Raw genomic sequence first — 16,968 nt, forward strand, 5'->3', positions numbered from 1 at the left:
GCGCACCGCCGTCGGTCTGCACGACGGCGGTGCGCCCGAACGCCTCGACCGTCGGGTCCGAGGTCGGGGCGTGGGGGCTCACCACGTCGGCCCGTGGGGTGACCGACGCGACGTTCGAGGTCAGGGTGGGTGACATCGACAGGTGGGCCAGCGCGTTCTCGGCGGTGCCGGGCGGGACGGGCAGCAGCGGGAGCCCGGCGAGCAGCCGGTCGACCGGGAACAGCTCGCCGCCGGACCCGCCGCACCGGCCGCACTCGCGGACGTGGCGGGCCAGGCGCTTGCGCCACAGCGGGTGGGGCCGGCCGTCCCAGCCCCGGGTCAGCTCCTGCATCCCGGCGCAGTCGGCGGTCCGCAGCGCGTGGACCACGCTCCGGGCCACCTCCAACTGCTCCTTCATCCGCTGCACCCGCACCGCCGCGTGGGCGGGTGTGAGGCCGAGGGCGGCGGCCAGCTCGGTGCGGTCCAGGTCGCCGGTCGACTCCAGCCACCAGAGCGCCAGCAACGTCTGGTCGTCGGGATCCAGCCAGCGGGTCGCCTCGGCGACCTCCCGCCGCTGGTCGGTCAGGCCGAGCCGGAGGATCGTCAGGCCGGCGAAGTCCGCCGCCGGATCCGGCACCCCGTACGCGACGTCGAGGTCCGAGGTGTGCTCCTGCGCGGCACGGCGCCGCTGTTCGCGATCACGGACCTGCCGGACCGCGATGGCGATCAGCCACGACCGGTAGGCGGTCGGGTCCCGCAACTCGGTCAGGTACCGCACGACGCGCAGCAGCGTCTCCTGGACCACGTCGTCGACGTCGGCGTGCCCGCGCAACGCCCGGCCGACCACGTTGTAGACCAGCGGCAGGGAGGCCGCGAGCAGGGCGTCGAGCGCCTGTGGTTCACCGGCGCGGGCGGCGATCACCAGACTCGCGTCCGCGCCACCCCGGTCTCCGACCCGCATACCCGCCACTCCTCCACGTGTTCGCACCGCCACCGCACTCCGGGCGGACGGGACATCCGGCCGATGCCTCCCCACAGGAGACGGCAGGCCCGGGACGAGATAACAGTTTCCGCGAACATCGTCGTCGGGGCCATGGCCGGTCCGTCACGGACTCAGATCAGGCGGGCGACCTCGTCGCGCATGACCTCGGTGGCGCCACCGCCGATGGCGAGGAAGCGGGCGTCCCGACTGATCCGTTCCACCGGGCCCTCCCGGACGAACCCGGCCCCGCCGTGGAACTGCACCGCCGCGTAGGCGATCTCGTTGGCCAGCTCCGGCAACTGCGCCTTGAGCAGCGCCGCGAACACCCGGCCGTCGGCGCCCCGGTCGAGCTGCGCGGCGGCGTGGTACAGCAGCGTCTTGCCGGCGGCGAGCCGTCCCACCAGGTCCGCGATCCGGTGCCGGACCGCCTGCTTGTCCCAGAGCACCCCGCCGTACGCGGGCCGGGTACGCGCCCAGCCGACGGTGGCGTCCAGCGCCGCCTCGGCCAGCCCGACCGCCTGCGCCGCCAGGCAGAGCCGCTCGTGGTCGAGGCCGCGCATCAGCAACCCGAACCCCGCACCTTCCGGACCGATTCGGTGCGCCACCGGGATCCGGCAGTCGGTGAGGACGAGTTCCCCGGTGTCGGCGCAGTGCCAGCCGGACTTGTCGAAGGTGCGGCCGTTGGCCAGGCCGGGCGCGCTCCGCTCGACGGCGAACAACGACAGCCCGTGCCGACCCGTGTCGCCGGTGCGGGCCACCACGAAGAAGAGGTCGGCGAGGTTGGCGTTGGTGATGAAGGTCTTGGTGCCGTTCAGGACGTACGCGTCACCGTCACGGCGGGCCCGCAGGCCGAGCCGGGTGAGGTCGGAACTCGCCTCGGGTTCGGTCACCGCGAGCGCGGCGACGGTCCGCCCGGCGAGGATCGCCGGCAGCCACCGGTCGACCTGCGCGGCACTGCCGGCCCGGGCCAGGTGCAGCGCGGAGAAGTCGGTGTGGGTGCCGACCGAGCTGGCCACCCCGCCGAAGGTGGAGCGGGCCAGTTCCTCGTGGAACACGACCGCGCCCCGGACGCCCGCCTCGCCGCCGCCGAGGCGGGTCGGGAACGACAGGCCGAGCAGCCCGAGGTCGCCGAGGCGGGTGAACGCGCCCGGTGGTACCCGCCGCTGCCGCTCCCACTCGGGCGCGGCGGGTACCACGTCTCGGGCGACCACCAGCCGGAGCAGGTCGCGCAGGGACCGGTGTTCCTCGGCGAGGAACGTCCGGTCCAGGTCGAGAGCGGCGAGGACGCCGTTGTCACCCGACATCGACCGCTCACCCGGCCCCGGGTCCGGCGGTGGCGGGCGTGCGGGTCTGGTCGTGCCACTGGATCGCCCGGCCCTGGCGCAGTTGCGCGATCGGGTTACCGGCCCGGTCGTGCAGCGTCGACTCGTCGACGCAGAAGTCCTCCGTCGACCAGACCGTCCGGTTGACCACGTGGTGCCAGGCACCCGCGACGTCGCCGACGTCGGGCGCAAAGTGGACGGTGAAGTCCACCGAGGGCACGAAGTGCGGTGGCGGGGCGAGGGTGAACAGGCCGGGCGGCAGCGCGTCGAGAAAGATCGAGGCGACGGCGTGCGGCCCGAGTGCCTCCCCCAGCTCGGCCTCGGGGGCGATCCGTACCCAGGCGGAGGTGCCGTCGGCCAGGCTCGCCGCGCTGCCGGTGCGTACGTCGAGCTGGGCGCTGTAGGCCAGCGGCCGGTGCCGGGGCACGTACGCGGGCAGCGTCTCCGGGTCGCCCCAGGCCGCCGGGTCCTCGCGGCGACGCCAACGGAACCGCTGACCGACCGGCACCAGCGAGGCCATCGCGTGCACCCGCGCCCGGTCCTGCTGGCTGAGCGTGATCCGCACGCTGGCGGTGGCCCGTCCCCGGTGCAGCGTCTCGGTGGTCACCTGCACCGGCCCGGGGCGTACCCCCGCCACGAAGTGCATGGTCACGGCCTGCGGGGCGAAGCCGTCGACGCTGTCGGCGGCGTCCACGATCCGGCCGAGCACGAACCCGCCGAAGATGCCCTGCATCCCGAGCCATCGTTGGGCGAAGACCGGCGAGCCCATCGGCTACCTCTCCCACCGGACGAAGTCCTGCGGTCCCGGTGCCGCGCCCGTGCCGAGCCGTCGCCAGCCGGACAGGTCGGCGGCCAGCACGTCACCGGTGGCACCGGGCGGCACCGAGGTGCCCCGCCGCCAGCGTCCGCCGGGCAGGTCCGGCAAGGAGGCGTCCGGTCCGAGGTGGACGGTGTCGGCCAGCGGCAGCGCGGGGTCCGGCAGCCGGTCGGCGGGGTGGAACTCCGCCGGACCGCCGAACCAGGCGAGCACGGTGGCACCGCCGGGGGCGCTCATCCTGGTCCGGACCGCGCCGGCCGGAATGAAGGTCAGGTCACCCCGGCGGTAGGTGGCGTCGCCGAGCAGCAGCTCGCCGTCGAGCACCACGAACTCCTCGTCGACCAGGTATCCGCCGGGCACGTCGCGGGCGAACCCGGCCGGGAAGTGGCCGTGCACCACGAACGCGCCCGACCGGGAGGCGAGTCGGGTGAGGTGGAAGCCGAGGTTCGCGCCGGGCATCGGCACCTCCCGCCACGGATGGTGGGCGGCGGTCAGGTCGACCTGCTCGGGCCGGGGCGCCCGGCCACGACCGACGGCGGCCCCGGCGGGGCCGGTGCCGCTCATTCGACACCCGCCCGGTCGGCCAGGGCCAGCGTGCGGTGGGCCGAGCGCAGCACCGCCGCGTCGACGAGTCGACCCGACTCGTCGAGGACCACTCCGCTGCCGGCGGCGGTGGCCCGGTCGAGCAGGGCGATGACGGCACGGGCCGCCTGCACCTCCGCCACCGTCGGGGTGTGGACCTCGTGCACCACCGGGATCTGGCGGGGGTGGATGCAGGCACGGCCGGCGAAGCCCTGCCGGCGCAGCCGACGCGTCGAGTCGGCCAACGCCACCGGGTCGGCGGTGATCGTGGACACCGGCCCGACCGGCGGATGCAGGCCGGCGGCGGCGCTGGCCACCACCACCTGGCTGCGGATCGGGGCCAGTTCGGCGTCGTCGGCACCGGGTTCGAGGCCGAGTTCGCCCGCGAGGTCGACCTCGCCGATCTGGAGCTGGTAGACCCGCGCCTGCCGGGCCAGGGCGGGGACGTCGAGCAGGGCGGCGGCAGTCTCCACCAGCGGCATCAGCAGGGTGTCGTGGTCACCGGCGGCGGCGAGCAGCTCGGCCGCGGCGGCCACGTCGGCCGAGGTGTCCACCTTGGCCAGCACCACTCCGGTCAGGGCCGGCGCACCGGCGAGTGCCCGCAGGTCCGCCTCGGCGAGGGGACCGGAGTTGACGCGTACCCAGATCGGCAGGTCGGTCGGGCGGCCGGCGAGCCAGGCCATCACGGCGTCGCGGGCGGCGGCCTTACCGGCCAGCGGCACCGCGTCCTCCAGGTCGACGATGAGCGCGTCGGCTCCCCGCTCCGGCGCCTTGGCCAGCTTGTCGGCGGCGTTGCCGGGCACGTACAGGTAGGAGCGGGGTGGAGGGGGCACACCCATCAGATCGTCACCTCGCCCCGCACCAGGGCCTTGGCGACGACGGTACGCAGCACGTCGTTGGTGCCCTCGCCGATGCTCATCAGGATCGCGTCCCGGTAGAGCCGCTCGACCTCGAACTCGGTGGAGTAGCCGTACCCGCCGTGGATCTTCATCGCCTCGATCGCGGCCTCCAGGGCCACCTCCGAGCAGAAGATCTTCGCCATGCCGGTCTGCGCGTCGGCGCGTCCCCGGCGTACCGCATCGGCCGACCAGTACGCCATCAGCCGGGCTGCCTGGACCTGGGTGGCGATGGTGGCGAGCTGGAGCTGGACGGCCTGGAAGTCGGCGATGTGCCTACCGAACGCCTTGCGCTGGCCGGCGTAGCCGAGCGCCTCCTCGTGGGCGCGCTGGGCGATGCCGACCGAGCGGGCGGCGATGTTGACCCGGCCCCACTCCAGGGCGGAGAGCGCCTGCTTGAGTCCGGTGCCCTCGACGCCGCCGAGCAGCCGGTCGGCGGGCACCCGTACGTCGTCGAGCAGCACCTCGCAGGACTCGGTGCCCTTGTAGCCGAGCTTCGGGATGTCCCGGGTGACGGTGAAGCCGGGCAGGTCGGCGTCGACCAGGAGGACGCTCATGCCCCGGTGCGCCGGCACGGCCGTCGGATCGGTCTTCACCAGCACCGGCAGCGGGTCGGCGTACCGGGCGTTGGTGATCCACATCTTGGTGCCGTTGACCACGTAGTGGTCGCCGTCGCGGCGGGCGGTGGTGCGGATGCCCTGGAGGTCGGTGCCGGCGTCCGGCTCGGTCAGCCCGATGCCGGTGCGGCGCTCACCGGTCGCCAACCCCGGCAGGTACGTCTGCTTCTGCTCCTCGGTGCCGTGCATGGCGATCATGCGGCAGGCCAGCGAGTGGCTGCCGAGGATGCCGGCCACACCCATCCAGCCGCGCGAGATCTCCTCGAAGACCAGGGCGAACGACACCGGGTCGAGATCGAGGCCGCCGTACGACTCGGGGACGGTGATGCCGAACAGCCCCATGTCAGCCATCCCCCGCACTATCTCCGTCGGGTAGCGGCCGGTCTGTTCCCACTCCCGCGCCACCGGGATGATCTCCCGGTTCACGAAGGAACGCAGCAACTGCTGGAACTCGCGTTGCTCCTCGGTGAGGGTGAAGTCCATCGGTGCCTCCTGGGGGTGACGTCAGCGGGGTGCGCGGCGGAAGATCGGCAGGGCGCGGCCGTCGGGCAGGTCGACCCAGTCGACCCGGACCCGGTCGCCGATCCGCCAGCCGTCGAGGTCGTCCGGGCCGTCGGCGACGAGCCGGGTGAGCAGCAGCGGGCCCTCGGCGAGCCGGACCCGGGCGACGGTGTACGGCGCGGCCAGGTCCCGCCGGGGCGGACGGTGCACCACCGTGTACGTGTCGACCTGCCCGTCGCCGCCGGTCTCGGTGAAGCCCAGACCGGTGGTCGCCCCGCAGCGGGTGCAGACCGCGCGGGGCGGAAGCTGGCGGTGCCCGCAGCCGGTGCATTCCTGCACCACCAGACGATGCTCGCGGGTCGCCTGCCACCAGCCCTCGGTGAGGTCGTCGGCGGGCGGCACCTCGGGTGGCGGGTTCATCAGCGCACCCCCAGCACGACGGTGGCGTGGGTGGACAGGATCGCGCCGGTGCCGTGCGCGACCGCGATCCGGGCGTCCGGCACCTGCCGGGCACCGGCCTCACCGCGCAACTGGCGTACCGCCTCCACCAGCAGCAGCACCCCGAACTGGCCCGGGTGGCAGTAGGACAGGCCGCCGCCGGAGGTGTCCAGCGGCAGGGCACCGCCCGGCCGGATCCGGCCGTCGGCGATGAAGTCGAGCACTTCGCCCTCACCGCAGAAGCCGAGCGCCTCCACGCTCAGCGCGGCGGTGATCGTGAACGAGTCGTACACCTGCACCACGTCCACGTCGGCCGGGGTGATCCCGGCGCGCGCGTACGCCTCGGCGGCGGCCTGCCGGGCCCCGGTGTCGAGGATGTCGTCGGCGCCGGTCATCGAGGCGGTGGTGGAGCGTTCCCCGTAGCCGAGCACCGCGACCGGGGTCTGCCGCAGGTCGCGGGCCCGCTCGGCACTGGTGAGCACGATCGCACCGCCGCCGTCGGTGACGAGGCAGCAGTCCGCGACGGTCAACGGGGTGGAGACCATCGGCGCGGCGCGGACCTCGTCGACGGTCAGCGGGGGCGCGTCGTGGCGGTACGCGGCCGGGTTGAGCCGGGCCCACTCGCGCGCCGCGACGGCGATCTCGGCGAGCTGCTCCGGGGTGCCGCCGTACCGGTGCAGGTACGCCTGCGCCGCCATCGCGTAGTACGAGATCGGGTAGAGCGGCGCGTACGGTGTCTCGAACTGTGCCTCCGGGGTGTGCTGCTCGACCACCCCGGCGAGGCTGCGGGAACGCGCGGACCGCTGGTTGGACGCGAAGCTGACCACCACGACGTCGGCCTGACCGGCGCCGATCGCCTGCACCGCGCGGGCGACCATCATCTCCGCCGCGCTGCCGCCGACGAAGCTGGCGTCGACCCAGCGGGGACGTACTCCGAGATGTTCGGCCAGCGAGGTGGTGGAGAAGCGGGAGATGCCGGTGGTGGCGAGCCCGTCGACGTCCGCGAGCGCCAGTCCGGCGTCGGCGAGGGCCCGGGTGATCGCCTGGGTCTGCAACGTCAGCGTGCTGGCGGTGGTGACGCCGAGGTCGGACTCGGCGGCGCCGACGACGGCCACCGACGCACGGTCGCGCCCGGTCACGTCGTCCCCTCCGGCACGGGTACGGCAGCCGACGCGCCCGGCCCGTCGGCGGTGCCGAGCAGCACGGTCGCCCGGGCCGGCCGGGCCGCCGGACGCTCGGGGCCGTAGTCGCTGGCGAGGATGGTGGCGGCCAGCTCGACCTCGATCCGGTCGTCGGCGACTCCGACCACGGTGCCGGTGCACCGCACCGTCTCCCCGGCGAACATCAGGTTGCGGAAGGTGAAGGAGAGCTGCTGCACGAAGCATGCCGGGCCGAAGGTGTCCTGGATCAGCTCCACGAAGAGGGCGCCGAAGACCTGCCCGTCGACCACCGGGCCGGGCACCCGGGCGGCGGCCACGAACTCCGGGTCGTAGTGCAGGCGGTACCAGTCCCAGGTGGCACCGGCGTAGGCCACCATGTCGACCAGGTCGATGGTGCGGCGCAGTTCCGGCAGGGTGTCGCCGACCCGGGGGCTCATCCGGCCTCACCGTCCAACGCGACCAGGATGATCGTCTCCTCGTTGACGGCGAGCAGGTCGCCGTCCTGGTTGGTGTAGGTGGCCCGGGAACCGACGATCAACATGTCCTTGCCGTCGCGGGTGCGCTTCTCGGTCAGGTCGTGGATCTCCCACGTCGCGGTGATCACGTCGGACGGCCGGACCCTCCGGTGGAAGGTGTACGCGTTGCCGCCGCGAACCTGCCGGGTGCCCGGCACGTTCAGGTGCCAGGAGTGCCCGGCGTAGCCGTCCCGGTCCATCGGCAGACCGGTGTACTGCCCGGTCTCGCAGATCAGCGTCGGCGGCGCGGTCACCCCGGGCAGCCCCTGCGCGCGGGCGTACGCGCCGTCCCGGTAGATCGGGTTGTCGTCGCCGATCGCCTGGGCGAAGTAGCGGCAGGCGGCGGCACCGAGGGCTTCCGGCGCGGTGTACACCCGGCGGCTGCCCAGCAGCGCCCGCACCTCGTCGGTCAGCAGGCTCATCGGCTCCCCCCGGCGTTCTCGGCAGGCTCGGTGGGCTCGGGGTAGACGGCCGTCGGGAAGACCTCCAGCAGGAACTCCGGGCGCAGCAGCGCGGCGCAGATCGCCCCGGTCGACGCCGGCCAGGGCGGGCCGAGCAGCCGCTCGCGTACCCCGGCCACGGCCCGGTAGTCGCCGATCGCCGACGCCACGCAGTACTCGGTGGTCTCCACCAGGTCCTGCGGGCCCAGCCCGGCGTGCTCCAGCAGGTGCCGGATCGCGCCGTAGGTCACCTCGGCCTGCGCGCCGATGTCGTCGGGGTGCAACGCCTGCTGGGTCTGCATGTCCAGGGCGGCGAACCCGGACATGTACAACGTCCGGCCGGCGCGTACCCCGGGCGCGTAGGTCAGCGAGTCGTAGCGCGACCAGCCCGGGTTGACCAGTTCGAGTGGGTGCCGCGAGGCGGTGACGTCGATGGCCACCAGCACGTCGGGGTGGTGCAGCCGACTCATCAGGATGCCGCCGGCCCCCGGATAGACACCGGCGCCGCCGAGGCGTTCGCGGCGGACCCGGTGGGTCTTGCGGTACACGTCACGGGTCGCCGGAGTGGAGTAGTCGTAGGTGGTGACGGCGGCGTCCAGGGAGAGCCCGACGGCGGTCAGCAGGTCTTGTGCCCGGTCCAGGCAGTACGCGTACTGGCTGACGAAGTCGCCGGGGTGGACCACCTCACCGGAGGCGTCCAGCGGCAGCATGGTCGGCAGGTAGACCGCGCCGTCGTGGCCGTCGCGCACCGGCGAGGGCACCCAGGTCCCGGCGGCGCGGGGTTCGCTGGCCGCGAGCGTCTGCCCGCCACCGGCCACCGCGTGCAGCTCCACCTCGATCAGCGCGGCCCGGCGTACCAACCGCTCCACCACCACGGTGCGGACCACCGGCTGGTGGTCGCCGAAGACCTCGGCGCGGACGGCCGCCGCGACGGCGTACTCGTCGAGGCCGGCGACGGTGATGTTCTCGGTGACGCGGGTGACGTCGGCCGGACCGTGCCCGGCGGCCTCCAGGATGGCCAGCACCTTCCGGTACGCGGTGCGGGCCTGACTGGCCATGTCACCGCCGACGGTCATCCGACCCAACGCGGGGTCGAGCGCGGCGGCGGTGTGGCCTGAGGTCCAGGCCGCGTCACCGTCGGCCAGGCCGAGGCAGAAGGTGAACCCGTCGTACGGGAACCAGGGGAAGTGGGCGGGGCGGATCGCGGACAGCGGCACGTGGGTCTCCCGGGTCAGTCACCGGCGGCGGCCAGAGCCGCCACGATCGGGTCGAGGCTGTCGAGGTCGTCGAGGCGGCGCACCAGGTCGACGACGGGCGTACCGACGTCACCGGCGTTGCCGAGGAACTTGGCGGTCAACTCGTCGTCGCCGAGTGGGGCGTCCGGCCCACCGCCGCTGCGGGGCACCGTGCCGCGTACGGTCGTGCCGTCGGCGAGGGTGAGCACGACGGCGCCGGGGGCGTCGGCGGCGTGCCCACCGGTGTCGACGATCCGCCAGCGCACCCGGTCGGCGAGGGCCGCCACGTCGGCGCGGGCGATCGAGTCGGGTCGGTAGCTGGCGGTCGTCAGGTCACCGTCGAGCAGCGTCGCGGCGACACTCCACGGCAGCGAGAACTTCGCCGCGTACGGGGTGGCCGGTCGGGCCAGGTCCCGGCCGGGTCCGCAGACGGTGGGTGCCGAGTCGGGATGCACGTCGACGTCGACGCGGGTGACGGCGGCCGGGTCGGCGGGGAATCCGGGTTGCCGACGGGCGTCCCGGGCGGCGTCGATCGCGGCGTGGGAGAGCTGGCAGGCCGGATAGGGCTTGATGCCGATCCGGGTGGTCTCCCACCGGGTGCCGAGCCTGTCCACGATCGACGCGGGTTCCACCGGACCGGCGGCCAGGGCGTCGAAGACGCCGTGCGGGCCGTCGAGGACGTTCGCCGGCCCGGAGGCACCGGCGGCGGCGAGCCGGGCGGCGAGCACCCCGGCGTGTGAGGCGAAGCCGGGGTGCAGTTGCTTGGTCGACGCACCGGTGTGCAGGAAGGCGAGCAGGCCACCGGCCTGGCTGCCGGCGATGCCGAGGGCGTCGGTGGCCCGGGCCGCATCGAGACCTAGCAGCCGCGCGGTGACCAGCGCGGACGAGAAGACCCCGGCGACCATGGTGGCGTGCAGGCCACGGGAGTGGAAGCCGTGCGGGGCGGCGGCGGCAACCCGGCACACCGTCTCGTAGCCGACCACGGCGGCGGTGAGCACCTGCCGACCGGTGGCGCCCACCTGCTCGCCGACGGCGAACGCGGCGGGCAGCACCACGGCGGTGGCGTGCACCAGACCGGCGGCGTGCGTGTCGTCGAAGTCCAACGCGTGCACCAGGGCACCGCTGGCCAGCGCGGCGGCCGGGGCACCGATCCGGGCACGGCCGCCGAGCGGCGTGGCCTCCGCCGGGCCGCCGAGGTCACGGGCGACCACCAGCACCGGATCGACCACGCCCGCGCGCCGCCCGGCCAGTGCGGTGCCCAGGCCGTCGAGCAGGTGTCGCCGCGCGGCGTGCCGCACCGGCTCCGGCAGCTCGACGGTGCCGGTCGCCCACTCGGCCAGGTCGGACGCGATCATCGGCTGGCCGCCTCCGTGCCGGGATCGGCGGTACGCGGCGGCGGGCTGTCGCTGGTCGCGCCACCGTCGCCGTCCGGTCCGAACGCGCCCGCCTCGGCGAGGACGGCAACCGCCTGCGGGTCGAGGCCGAGCAGCTCACCGGTGACGGTGGCGAAGTCCTCATTGCGCAGCGGAGCCCGCCGGTACGCGGGCGGCTCGTCGCCGACCCGGACGGGGCTGGCGAGCTGCTGCACGGTGCCGAAGCGGGGATGGTCGGTGGTGACGATCAGGTCGCGGGCCGCGGTGTGCTCCTCGGTCAGCGCGGCGCCCACGTCGTTGATCGGGCCGCACGGGATCGCGGCGGCGTACAGCTCGGGCAGCCACTCGTCGACGGTCCGTTGCCGGAAGATGTCCGCCAGCGCGGCGAGCAACTCCTCGCGGTTCTCCCGCCGGGCACCGAAGTTCGCGTACGGCGACCCGTCTTCGGCCCACTCCGGGTGGCCGACGAGCGTGGCCAGCCGGGCCCAGAACTTCTCCTTGGCGCAGCCGACCACCATCCAGCCGTCCTTGGCCTCGAAGACCTGGAAGGGCACCAGGGACGGGTGGGCCGAGTGATGGGTGCGCACCGGCGCGAACCCGGCGTTGAGGTGCCAGGTGGCCGGGTAGGTGAGCAGCGAGATCGCGGTGTCGTAGAGGCTGACGTCGCAGTCCATGCCGACGCCGTCGCGGCGTGCGGCGTGCACCCCGGCAAGCAGCGAGATGGCCGCGACGAACCCGCCGGAGAAGTCGACCAGCGACAGCCCGGACTTGGTCGGCGGGCCGTCGGGCTCGCCGGTCAGCTCCATCCAGCCGGCCAGTCCCTGGAGGATGTAGTCGTAGCCGGGCTCGGCGTGGCGGGGCCCGGTCATCCCGAAGCCGGTCAGCGAGACGCAGACGATCCGGGGGTTGAGGTGCTTGAGGTCGTCGTAGCGGATGCGCATCTTCGCCGGCACGTCGCCACGCAGGTTGGAGTAGACCACGTCGGAGACGGCGACCAGTTTCTCGAACACCTCCCGGCCGGCGTCGGTGCTCAGGTCCAACGAGAGACTGCGCTTGTTGCGGTTGAACGTCTCGAAGAAGAGCGAGTCCTCGTCCTGCGCGTACGGCGGGACGTACCGGCCCACGTCGCCACCGGCGCGCGGGTCCTCGATCTTGATGACCTCGGCACCGAGGTCGGCAAGGTGCACGGTGCCGAACGGTCCGGCGCCGTACTGCTCGATCGCGATGATGCGGATGTCGGCCAGGGGTCTCATGTGGCGGCTCCGGTCATCTCGGCGATCAGGGCGATGATCTCGTCCTGGGCGGCTCGGGTGTCGGCGGCCGGCAGCCCGTGGGTGGGCGGGCTCAGCTTGACCGAGTCGGCGATCCCGTCGTACGCGGTGATCCGGTCGGCGACGTCGGCGCGGGTCCCGGTCAGGGTGAGCGCGTCGACCATCCGGTCACTGACGGCGTCGGCGAGGTAGTCGGCACCGGCTCCGGCCCGGAACGCGTCGACGACCTGCTGCTGGTCGTCGGCGAGGTCGTGGAAGGCGAAGAAGTCGGCGTAGGTGCGAACGGTGGCGTAGAAGCCGACCAGGCCGGCGGCGCGGCGACGGGCCACCTGGCGGTCGTCGGCGATCGAGCAGCACGCCGAGACGACGACGTCGAGGTCAGCGCGGGTCCGGCTGTCGGCGCGGTCGATGCCGACGGTCAGGTCGGGCAGGATCTGCTCGGCGAGGTAGCGGGGCGAGCAGAGTTCGTGGCTGATCCACCCGTCACCGATCTCACCGGCCAGGCGGGTCATCAGCGGTCCCATCGCGGCCAGGTAGACCGGGATCGCCTCGGCCGGCACCGCGAAGGGGCGCTCGTAGCCCCGGATCCGCATCGGCTCGTACTCGCCGTCGAGCAGCATCGGCTCGCCACTGGTGCAGTGCCGCCAGAAGTGCCGGATGTTGCGGACGCTCTCCCGCATGTGCGGCACGGGCTTGCCGAACACCACGTTGTGCCAGTCCTCGTTGAGACGCTTGACGCCCGAGCCGAGGCCCAGCACGAACCGTCCACCGGAGAGTTCGTCCAGGTCGAGCGCCTCCAGAGCGGTGATCATCGGGCTGCGGGTGAAGGCGAGCGCGATGCACGTGCCGATCCGGGCGGTCTCGGTGGCGGCGGCCAGCGCCGCGGCCGTGCCGGTGGCACTACGGTGCAGCTCGGAGACCCAGAGCACCTCGGCGCCGGCCCGCTCGGCCCGCCGGCCGGCGTCGGCCACCTCGGCGAGCGTCTCGCCCCACGGCTGGTACGTCAGACGCAGTGTCATGCGCCCGCCCCGTCCGGAAGGGACAGTGGCGTGGCGGCGACCGGGAAGATCCCCTCGACCTGTTCGGCGCCTCGCTTGTAGACGTAGAAGGTGCGTTTGAAGGCGCACACCTGCTTGCCGTCCTGGTTGAGCGTGCGGGTGCGGACGGTGACGATGCCGGCGTGCGGCCGGGAGCCCGACTCGCGCTTCTCCAGCACCAGGGACTCGCTGTAGAGCGTGTCTCCGGCGAACACCGGGTGCGGCAGGCTGATGTCGTCCCAGCCCAGGTTGGCGAAGGCGTTCTGGGTGAGGTCGGTGACGCTCTGCCCGACCGCGATGGCCAGCGTCAGGGTCGAGACGACGAGCGGTCTGCCGAACTCGGACCGGGCGGCGTACTCGGCGTTGAAGTGCATCTGACTGGTGTTCATCGTCAGCAGGGTGAACCAGGTGTTGTCGGTCTCGGTGACGGTGCGCCCGAGCGGGTGCTGGTAGACGTCACCGACCTGGAAGTCCTCGAAGAAACGTCCGGTCCATCCTTGGCGCACCGTCATCGGTCGATCCTTTCGACAGCCCTGAACTGCCGCTAGTTTATTTGTCTGACTTTTTACGTGTCAAGGCTCCGTAAGCGATCTGGACTGCAAATACAGGCACACGAAAAGGCGTCCTGTCACCGTTCGACAGGACGCCTTGATGAAACCTCAGAACTTTAGGGTGACTTTCCTTTCACCGCTGCTCGTACGCCCGCCGCACCGTGCCGAGATGGGCCCGCATCGCCTCGCGCGCACCGGCCTCGTCCCGGGCCTGCACGTACCCGCAGATCTCGGTGTGCTCGGCGTCGATCTGGCTCCAGTACTCCGCCGGCATGTCCCGATCCGCCGTCCGCGCCTGCAACACCCGGAACACCGGCTCGACCATCACCCCGAGCAGTTGGTTGCCGGTCGCCTCGACCAGCACCCCGTGGAACGTCACGTGCTCCCGGAACTTGCGGCCCCGGGCGCGGGTCAGCTTCTCCCGCTCCACCGCCTGGCGCATCAACGTCAGGTGCTCGTCGGCGTGGCGCAGCGCGGCCAGCCCCGCAGCCGGCACCTCCAGGCTCTCCCGCGCCTCCAGCAGATTGTCCAGCGTGATGTCGCGCGCCCCGGACATCAGCCCGAGACTCATCTCCAGATACTCGCTGACCTGGTCGAACTGGACCCGCGCCACGAACGTCCCGCCGGTGGTGCCCCGGGTGGTCCGGATCAGGTCCTTGGAGGCCAGCACCCGCAGCGCCTCCCGGATCGTGCTCCGGCTGACCCCGAAGATCTCGGACAGCTCGATCTCGGTGGGCAGCCGGTCACCCGCCGTCAACGAACCGTCCAGGATCCGCTCCCGGAGCTGGTCGGCCACCTGCTGGTAGGCCGGGCGCACCCGGGTGACCCCGAGCACCTCGGGACCCTTGCGGCCACCCGGGATCACCTGCTCCGGCCGGGCAGTCTGGGCCCCCGTCACGTCCTTGGCCATGGTCACTCCGGCTCCGCATCCCCTCGGCCCCGCACTCTGAGGGGCGGCTTCGTCGCGAACAACCACGGTAGGGCATCCGATGCTCGGCGCAGCGTCACCCATGGCCGACTCCGGTACCTCAAAAGTCCGCGCCCGTGGCGCCCGCCGACGCCGACGCCGTGGCCAGCTCGCCGACCAGGGCACGAGTCGCGGCCCGCTCCTGCGGCGTGCCGTAGAGCTGTGCCGCGAACGTCGTCGCCCCGGCCGCCTCGTACCGGCCGATCTCCGCCCGCACCTCGGCGGCGTCGCCGACGATCGCCATCTGGTTGGCCCGCGCGAAACCCTCCCGGTCGAGCATCGCACGGTACGACGGCTTGTCGTCGTACCAGCCGAGCACCGGGTCGATGGCGGCACGGGCGCGACCGGGATCGTCGGTCACGCAGACCGCTGCGGTCACCACCACCTCGGGCGTCGGTCGACCCGCCCCGTCCGCCGCCGCGGTGATCGTCGGCACGGTCAGCTCCGCGAGCGTACGCGGACCGACCATCCAGGTCACCGTGCCGGAAGCCAGTTCGCCGGTGAGTTCCAGCATCTTCGGACCGAGCGCGGAGACCATCACCGTCGGCACCGGCGGGTCCCCGGCGATGGTCAGGTCACCCCGGGCGGTGACCACCTCGCCGGAGAACCGGACCCGCTGCGTCAACGCCCCGTTGAGCGCCGTCAGGTACTCGCGCATGTACCGGGCCGGGCGGGCGTACGACATGCCCCAGCAGGGCTCTACCACCTGCGGATGCGACGGGCCGACGCCGAGCACCAGCCGCCCGCCGATCAGCATGTTGGTGGTGAGCGCCTGCTGGGCCAGCGCCATCGGGTGGCGCGGGTACACCGGCACCACGGCGGTCCCGATCCGCAGCCGCGACAGACCGCGCCCGACCGCCCCGATGACGGTCAACGCGTCGTGCCCGAACCCCTGGGTCAGCCAGACACTGGCGATCCCGTCGGCCTCCGCACCGTGCAGCAGCTCCTCGATCTCGTCGATCTCCTCGATGTGGCTGAAGATCCCGTACTCCATCAACGGCCTCCCCCGTCACCGTGCCGGAACTCCCGCATCGTCGCTCCCCGGTGCTGCGCCGAGGCGTCCGACCGGGCCAGCATCGCCAGCCCGAACGCCTCGGCGGCGCCCCGCTGCGCCTGCACCGCCGTCCAGACCGTCTCCACGGTGGTGGTCAACACGTCGAGCGGGTGCCGGGCGATGTCCGCGGCGATCGCCAGCGCCCGCCCGGTCAGCTCCTCCGCCGAGGTCACCTCGGTGACCAGACCGAGTGCGTGCGCCCGGCGGGCGTCGATCCGGTAGCTGCGCCCGGTGAGCACCATGCGCATCACCTCGCCGAGCGGCAACCGACTCAACGCGCCCACCGCCTCGACCGGGTTCGCCAGACCGACGTCGTGGTGGGTGTCGAAGAACGTGGCGTGCGCGGCGCAGAGCACCACGTCCGCGTCGTTGACGAAGTGCCAGCCGCCGGCACAGCAGTGCCCGTTCACCGCGGCCACCACCGGCTTGAACACCCCCATGTCGCGGGCGGTCAACGCGACCCGCCCGGCGTGGTCCAGCGACGGGCTGGTGACCCCGGCGTCGAGGGTGTCGTCGACGTCGAAGCCGGTGCAGAAGCCGCGCTCGCCGGCACCGGTGACCACGGCCGCGTGCAGCCCGTCGTCGGCCCCGAACGCCTGCCAGGTCCGACGCAGCTCGTCGACCATCGTCCGGTCGTACGCGTTGAGCCGGTGCGGCCGGTCCAGGGTGACCAGCAGCACCCGGTCGTGGCGGGCCAGACCGAGCGTGGTGGTCCGGGGCAGTCCGCTCATGCCGGTCCGCCCGCGTCGGCCGCCGGCAACGGGCTCAGCAGGTACGACCGGGTCATCCGCAGCACCGTCTCGTCGCGCTGGTTGCGGACGTCGTCGTGGACCGCGCCGACGTACATACGGCCGCCCCGGGTCGGTTCGAAGCGGGACACCTCGATCCGTACCCGCAGCGTGTCCCCGACGTACACCGGAGCCAGGTAGCGGATCTCGTCGATGCCGAGCGCGGCGTGACAGTCCACCCCGGCGGCGTTCCAGGCGGCGTACATCGTGGTGGAGGTGAGCCCGGCGGCGATCGCGATCAGGCACGGACCGCCGAGGATCGGGCGACCGAAGCCGGTCCGGCGCATGTACTCGACATCGGTGTGCAGCGGCCCGTTCTCCCACGAGACATTGACGATCGCGGCGAAGTCGCCGTCGGTCAGGGTCCGGGCCGGGGTCAGCAGTACCGCGCCGGCCGCGAACGCGGTCGGCAGCCGGGGGGTCAGCGGCGGACCGGCCACGGG

At 73.1% G+C, this 16,968-nt stretch carries 19 protein-coding genes; all 19 read right to left on the bottom strand.

The features are described 5' to 3' along the window. A partial coding sequence (locus EYA84_RS11500) for an RNA polymerase sigma factor (RefSeq protein ID WP_131053030.1) occupies positions 1 to 940 on the bottom strand: 940 nt, incomplete at its 3' end. 152 nt (positions 941 to 1,092) lie between these two features. Then, positions 1,093 to 2,265: an acyl-CoA dehydrogenase family protein gene (locus EYA84_RS11505; RefSeq protein WP_131053031.1), complete on the bottom strand. Its 1,173-nt coding sequence runs from the start codon at positions 2,263 to 2,265 to the stop codon at positions 1,093 to 1,095. 7 nt (positions 2,266 to 2,272) lie between these two features. Continuing rightward, complete coding sequence (locus EYA84_RS11510) at positions 2,273 to 3,052, bottom strand: thioesterase family protein (RefSeq protein ID WP_131053032.1); 780 nt, start codon at positions 3,050 to 3,052, stop codon at positions 2,273 to 2,275. Positions 3,053 to 3,055: 3 nt separating this feature from the next. Then, positions 3,056 to 3,664 (bottom strand): hypothetical protein, encoded by a 609-nt coding sequence (locus EYA84_RS11515; RefSeq protein ID WP_131053033.1) that lies wholly within the window; start codon positions 3,662 to 3,664, stop codon positions 3,056 to 3,058. Next, on the bottom strand, positions 3,661 to 4,521 hold the full coding sequence (locus EYA84_RS11520; RefSeq protein ID WP_131053034.1) for a CoA ester lyase: 861 nt from the start codon (positions 4,519 to 4,521) through the stop codon (positions 3,661 to 3,663). The genes EYA84_RS11515 and EYA84_RS11520 overlap by 4 nt, the downstream gene beginning before the upstream one ends. Beyond that, positions 4,521 to 5,678, bottom strand: a complete 1,158-nt coding sequence (locus tag EYA84_RS11525; protein ID WP_131053035.1) for an acyl-CoA dehydrogenase family protein — start codon at positions 5,676 to 5,678, stop codon at positions 4,521 to 4,523. Before EYA84_RS11525 ends, EYA84_RS11520 begins: the two co-directional genes overlap by 1 nt. A gap of 21 nt (positions 5,679 to 5,699) precedes the next feature. Continuing rightward, positions 5,700 to 6,116, bottom strand: a complete 417-nt coding sequence (locus EYA84_RS11530) for a Zn-ribbon domain-containing OB-fold protein (RefSeq protein ID WP_131053036.1) — start codon at positions 6,114 to 6,116, stop codon at positions 5,700 to 5,702. Further along, positions 6,116 to 7,273 (bottom strand): acetyl-CoA acetyltransferase, encoded by a 1,158-nt coding sequence (locus EYA84_RS11535; RefSeq protein ID WP_131053037.1) that lies wholly within the window; start codon positions 7,271 to 7,273, stop codon positions 6,116 to 6,118. Before EYA84_RS11535 ends, EYA84_RS11530 begins: the two co-directional genes overlap by 1 nt. After that, positions 7,270 to 7,731, bottom strand: coding sequence for a MaoC/PaaZ C-terminal domain-containing protein (locus EYA84_RS33430; protein WP_131053038.1), 462 nt, complete (start codon positions 7,729 to 7,731; stop codon positions 7,270 to 7,272). The genes EYA84_RS11535 and EYA84_RS33430 overlap by 4 nt, the downstream gene beginning before the upstream one ends. Next, positions 7,728 to 8,231, bottom strand: coding sequence for a MaoC family dehydratase N-terminal domain-containing protein (locus EYA84_RS11545; RefSeq protein ID WP_131053039.1), 504 nt, complete (start codon positions 8,229 to 8,231; stop codon positions 7,728 to 7,730). The genes EYA84_RS33430 and EYA84_RS11545 overlap by 4 nt, the downstream gene beginning before the upstream one ends. Beyond that, a complete protein-coding gene (locus EYA84_RS11550; RefSeq protein ID WP_131053040.1) occupies positions 8,228 to 9,466 on the bottom strand; it encodes a RidA family protein in 1,239 nt (412 codons plus the stop codon). The genes EYA84_RS11545 and EYA84_RS11550 overlap by 4 nt, the downstream gene beginning before the upstream one ends. A 14-nt stretch (positions 9,467 to 9,480) precedes the next feature. Continuing rightward, positions 9,481 to 10,839: an MmgE/PrpD family protein gene (locus EYA84_RS11555; RefSeq protein ID WP_131053041.1), complete on the bottom strand. Its 1,359-nt coding sequence runs from the start codon at positions 10,837 to 10,839 to the stop codon at positions 9,481 to 9,483. Then, complete coding sequence (locus tag EYA84_RS11560; protein WP_131053042.1) at positions 10,836 to 12,110, bottom strand: CaiB/BaiF CoA-transferase family protein; 1,275 nt, start codon at positions 12,108 to 12,110, stop codon at positions 10,836 to 10,838. The genes EYA84_RS11555 and EYA84_RS11560 overlap by 4 nt, the downstream gene beginning before the upstream one ends. Then, positions 12,107 to 13,147 carry an LLM class flavin-dependent oxidoreductase gene (locus tag EYA84_RS11565; RefSeq protein WP_236145714.1) on the bottom strand — a complete coding sequence of 347 codons (1,041 nt, stop codon included), beginning with the start codon at positions 13,145 to 13,147 and terminating at the stop codon, positions 12,107 to 12,109. The genes EYA84_RS11560 and EYA84_RS11565 overlap by 4 nt, the downstream gene beginning before the upstream one ends. Beyond that, complete coding sequence (locus EYA84_RS11570; protein WP_131053043.1) at positions 13,144 to 13,677, bottom strand: MaoC family dehydratase; 534 nt, start codon at positions 13,675 to 13,677, stop codon at positions 13,144 to 13,146. The genes EYA84_RS11565 and EYA84_RS11570 overlap by 4 nt, the downstream gene beginning before the upstream one ends. Before the next feature lie 172 nt (positions 13,678 to 13,849). Then, positions 13,850 to 14,626 (bottom strand): FadR/GntR family transcriptional regulator, encoded by a 777-nt coding sequence (locus tag EYA84_RS11575; protein WP_161594953.1) that lies wholly within the window; start codon positions 14,624 to 14,626, stop codon positions 13,850 to 13,852. Between the two features lie 118 nt (positions 14,627 to 14,744). Beyond that, the gene (locus EYA84_RS11580) at positions 14,745 to 15,677 is read right to left on the bottom strand and encodes a TIGR03564 family F420-dependent LLM class oxidoreductase (RefSeq protein WP_131053045.1); all 933 of its coding nucleotides are present in this window, start codon (positions 15,675 to 15,677) and stop codon (positions 14,745 to 14,747) included. Beyond that, positions 15,677 to 16,468 (bottom strand): enoyl-CoA hydratase/isomerase family protein, encoded by a 792-nt coding sequence (locus tag EYA84_RS11585; RefSeq protein WP_131053046.1) that lies wholly within the window; start codon positions 16,466 to 16,468, stop codon positions 15,677 to 15,679. The genes EYA84_RS11580 and EYA84_RS11585 overlap by 1 nt, the downstream gene beginning before the upstream one ends. Next, a partial coding sequence (locus tag EYA84_RS11590; protein ID WP_131053047.1) for a MaoC/PaaZ C-terminal domain-containing protein occupies positions 16,465 to 16,968 on the bottom strand: 504 nt, incomplete at its 5' end. The genes EYA84_RS11585 and EYA84_RS11590, both read right to left, overlap by 4 nt.

The sequence above is a fragment of the Verrucosispora sp. SN26_14.1 genome (genome assembly GCF_004307965.1).
GTDB lineage: Bacteria > Actinomycetota > Actinomycetes > Mycobacteriales > Micromonosporaceae > Micromonospora.